This window comes from uncultured Meiothermus sp. (assembly GCF_937863175.1).
In the GTDB taxonomy this organism is placed as follows: domain Bacteria; phylum Deinococcota; class Deinococci; order Deinococcales; family Thermaceae; genus Meiothermus.
In genome coordinates this window covers 1-3,116 of the sequence record NZ_CALMCQ010000018.1, presented here as the reverse complement: position 1 = coordinate 3,116, position 3,116 = coordinate 1, and the positions used below count along the sequence as shown (strand labels likewise).

The window sequence follows — 3,116 nt, the reverse complement described above, 5'->3', positions numbered from 1 at the left end:
CCCGCCAACCCCACCATCACCATTTTTGCCCTCGAGACCACCGGCAATTTCAACGGTCAGATCCGGCCCTGCCTGCAGTTCCTGGCAGCCCCCAGCGAGAATCTCCAGCTTTTGAGCGTCAATATCACCCACGCCATCGGGAATTCGTTTGGCAACTTCGACGTCAATCTCGGTGGAGTTCTCACCATCCCCAGCGAGCGGCTGGCCCTGCAGCCCCCAAATACCTGCTACCTCAAGATCAGCGGTCAGTATCGCTTTACCTTTACGGTAACCCGCCCCAACGCCCCCACCCAGTTCACGGTTCCCGCAACCTACAACCAGCAGTAGGTGCGTCTGGCCAGCTCGATTGGCAATGCCTCCTTGTTCAATCGGGCTGGCCCCCTTGCAGGAGGTGTTATGCCTCGATGGATATTCTGGTTCTTCGCGCTGCTGGCCGCCTGCGGCGACAGCAGCAGCCCCAACTTCAGCCTTTCGGTGCCGGGCAGTAGTGTAACCCAGGGTAGCTTCACCACCGTTACGGTTACGGCCAGCTTTTCGCCTGGCGCCAGCAACACCGCCGTCTTGAGCCTCGAGGGCGTGCCCCAGGGAGTATCGGGCATCTTCAATCCGCCCTCGGTGGGCAGCAACAACCCCACCAGCCAGCTCACCCTAACCGCCAGCAGCGGGGTGCCCACCGGCACCTACGATGCAGTGGTGCGTGGCACCAGCGGTGGAGCCAGCAACACTGCCAGCTTCAGGCTTAGTGTGCTGGGTGGGGGTGGGGGCGGTGGAGGTGGGGGCAGCATCTCGGGAACCGTCAGCATTGCAACCGGCACATCCCCGACCTCAGATCCAGACTTTGTGCCGGGCGATATCATCGTTAAGTTTAAAGGAGGGGTCAGTGTGCAAAGTGTGCAGGCTTTGCGTGCAGGTGGGGCAATTCTGCAGCGTGTGCGGGGCCTTTCTGTGGAACAGGTTTCGCTTTACAAAGCCTCGCTAGACGCCCAGGGTACGCTGGCAGCCATTGCGGATCTGGCCGCCCGGGCGGATGTGGAGTACGCACACCCCAACTACCGCTTCTATCCGGCGCGCACACCCAACGACCCCCTCTACAGCCGCCAGTGGCATTACCCTGCCATGAACCTGCCCCAGGCCTGGGATATTGAGCAGGGGCAGAGCAACCCCGTTACGGTAGCGGTGATTGACACCGGCCAGCTTTTGCAACACCCCGACTTCGACCGCAACCGAATTCTGCCCGGCTTCGACATGATCTCCGACCCCCGCAATGCCCGCGATGGCGATGGGCGCGACAACAATCCAGAGGATGCAGGCGATCTCTTTTCCCCAACCCAGAGCAGCTACCACGGTACCCACGTGGCGGGCACCATCCTGGCCCAAAGCGACAACAACCTGGGGGTGGCAGGGGTGAGCTGGGGCGCCAGGCTACTGCCGGTGCGGGTACTGGGCGTTCAGGGCGGCGATCTGATAGACATTACCGATGGCATGCTATGGGCAGCAGGGCTACCCGTTAGCGGTGTACCGACCAACCCCAATCCGGCTGCCATCATCAACATGAGCCTGGGCGGCAGCCGTCCTTGTTCACAAATACCCCTGTATCAGGAAGTAATCAACCGGATTAATGCCCAGGGCAGCATTATTGTGGCAGCCGCAGGCAACAACGCCGAAAATGTCGCCAACTTCGTTCCGGCAAGCTGTAGCGGGGTCATTACCGTCGGGGCCACCGGGCCATCGGGGGGGCGGGCTCCGTACTCCAACTTTGGTGGCCGCATTGATCTGATGGCCCCTGGTGGGAATGTGGCCGTAAATCTAGGGGGTGTACAGGCTGGAGGTGGGGTGCTCAGCCCACTCAAAAGCGACGCCAGCGGGCAGTTCAACTACGAGTTCTACAACGGCACTTCCATGGCAGCCCCCCACGTTGCAGGGCTGATTGCCCTGATGAAAAGTGCACGCCCCAGTCTCACTCGAGCCGAAGCACTGGACATTCTGCGGCGCACCGCCCGGCCACTGACCCAGACCCAGTGCCAGGGCGAGACCAGTCCCAGTCGGCCCACCCCACCCCCCGGCATAACTGCTGGGGACTGTGGAGCCGGGTTGGTGGATGCGCTGGCAGCTATCCAGGCAGTAGGGGGCGCCCCGGTGGGTTCTTTTACCCTGAGCGCCACGCCCAGCAGCCTCGCCTTAGCCCCTGGCGGCAACGCCAGTGTGGTGGTGGGGATCGAGCGGGTGGGTGGCTTTAGCGGACCGGTCAACCTGACCTTGCAAGGGGCCCCCTCCGGCGTCGGCGGAACCTTTACCCCCAACCCCTCCTCAGGGGCTACCGCGACCCTGGCCCTGACAGTGGCTGGCAACGTGCCTGCCGGCCAGTATCCCATGACCGTGGAGGGCAGTGCAGGTGGCCAGACCGTGCGGGCAGCGCTGGTTCTTACGGTCGGAACTTCCAGCCTCCCCACCCTTAAGGACGCCTTTGTGGCAGCCCTGTTCTGGACGGGTACCGACTTTGACGTGGATCGATCCAGGGGCATGGTTCTTACCGCCGACACCCGCACCGCCAACTATGCCCTGGCTTCCCTGGTGGCTGGGCAGTACGCGGTGGCTGGCTGGAAGGACATTAACGGCAACGGTGAGGTAGACGGGGGCGACTACTTTGGCGTATTCCGGGTCAACCGCCAGCTTGCCCTGGTGCAGCCCCCAGCAGCCAACATCAACTTTAGCCTCGAGCTGACCTCCGGCACCACCGCCGGGCTCGAGCGGGAGCCCGCGTTCCTGGCCCTCAAAAAGCTGATCCAACGCAGGTAGTGCACTGCAAAAGAACCCGATATACCCATGCCTCCTGTAGCCTGGTGCCCACAGGAGGCTCCTTCATGTCAGCGTCTCCAGCTATCGGGCTACCTCCGGCTCGGCCTCCCCTGGGGTAGCGTGTCAACTACGGTGCGGGTTAGCCCTGTAGACTTTCTCTGGATTTGGCAAACCCGGTCTAGCTTGGCTTTAGGCCACCCCAACGGATGCAGGGTTCAGTAGTAGGTAGATGCAGGGTAGCCCCTGGATAGGCCTGGATTTTTCACAATTGTTTACTGACTTGCAATTATTTATTTTATATATAAATATCTTAAGCTAAA

The 3,116-nt window shown here is 61.6% G+C and carries 2 protein-coding genes; both read left to right on the top strand.

The genetic code is table 11. The features are described from left to right. Positions 1 to 327 (top strand): hypothetical protein (locus Q0288_RS00785; RefSeq protein ID WP_299425680.1); only part of this gene is annotated, 327 nt, incomplete at its 5' end. Between the two features lie 69 nt (positions 328 to 396). Further along, positions 397 to 2,796, top strand: a complete 2,400-nt coding sequence (locus tag Q0288_RS00780) for a S8 family peptidase (RefSeq protein ID WP_299425677.1) — start codon at positions 397 to 399, stop codon at positions 2,794 to 2,796. Positions 2,797 to 3,116 lie beyond the last annotated feature (320 nt).

What these genes read in the sequence shown, in the direction of transcription:
- Q0288_RS00780 (WP_299425677.1), top strand. Translation starts at nt 397, where the DNA reads ATGCCTCGATGGATATTCTGGTTCTTCGCGCTGCTGGCCGCCTGCGGC.